This is a genomic window from Komagataeibacter intermedius TF2 (genome assembly GCF_000964425.1).
Lineage (GTDB): Bacteria > Pseudomonadota > Alphaproteobacteria > Acetobacterales > Acetobacteraceae > Komagataeibacter > Komagataeibacter intermedius.
Genome location: NZ_BANF01000345.1, coordinates 1 through 1,151 on the forward strand (window position 1 = coordinate 1; position 1,151 = coordinate 1,151).

The 1,151-nt window shown below is 65.3% G+C and carries 1 protein-coding gene; it reads right to left on the bottom strand.

Going from position 1 to position 1,151, the window contains the following annotated elements; genetic code table 11:
- Positions 1–1,151: helix-hairpin-helix domain-containing protein (locus B7449_RS17475; RefSeq protein ID WP_048883939.1), on the bottom strand; the 1,151-nt coding region annotated here is incomplete at both ends.

The window sequence follows — 1,151 nt, forward strand, 5'->3', positions numbered from 1 at the left end:
CTGGCCTCGTCCACGACCAGCAGATCGCAGGTCAGCGGGTTGGTATCATCCCGCTTGAAGGTGCCACTGGCCGGATCCGTCTCCAGCAGTCGATGGATGGTCTTGCCTTCCAGTCCGGTGCTTTCCGACAGGCGCTTCGCCGCCCGACCGGTCGGGGCGCAGAGCTGCACGTCCGTGCCCTTGGCGGTCACGATCTTCAGGATGGCGTTGACCAGCGTGGTCTTGCCCACGCCAGGACCACCCGTGATCACCAGCACCTTGCTGTTCAGGGCAAGGCGCACCGCCTCCTGCTGGCTGGGCGCGAGCGCAAGCCCGGTCTTCCGTTCCACCCAGGTCATGGCCTTTCCAGCGTCGATCTCGGGCCAGGGCGGACGGCCGACGACACAGGCACGCAATCGCTCGGCGATGCTCTGCTCCGCGCGATAGAGACCCGCCAGGAAGATGCATCCCGTCTCGCCCACGCTGTCGGCAATAACGTCGCCCGCCTCCAGCTCCAACGTGAGAGCCGTCTCGATCAGGGGTGCCGCGACCTCCAGCAGTTCGGCGGTGCTGGTCAGCAACTCCCGGACCGGCAGGCCACAATGCCCCTCATCCATGGCCTCGCCAAGCGCGTAGGAGATCCCGGCCCGCACCCGGATCATGGCGTCGGCCGCAATCCCCATCTTCCGGGCAATCTGGTCGGCGGTCTTGAAGCCGATCCCCCGGATGTCCTTCGCGAGCCGGTAGGGGTTCTCGCTGATCAGTTGGACCGCGTCCTGCCCGTAGGTCTTGAAGATCCTTACCGCCCGCGAGGTGCCGACGCCGTTGCTGTGCAGAAACAGCATGATCTCGCGGATCACCTTCTGGTCCGCCCAGCCACCGACAATCCGTTCGGCCCGCTTGGGGCCGATGCCCGTCACCTCCCGCAGACGTCCAGGTTCCTGCTCGATCAGGTCGAACACCGCCTCGCCGAACGCTTTCACCAGCTTCTTCGCGTAGACCGGACCGATGCCCCGGATCATGCCGGAGCCAAGATAGCGCTCGATCCCCTCAACCGTGGTCGGCGGACTGGCTTTGAGAAACTCCGCCTTGAACTGCAACCCGTGGGTGTGATCATTGAACCAGCGCCCCGACATCTGCACGAACTCGCCTGCCGAGATCATGGCGGCATG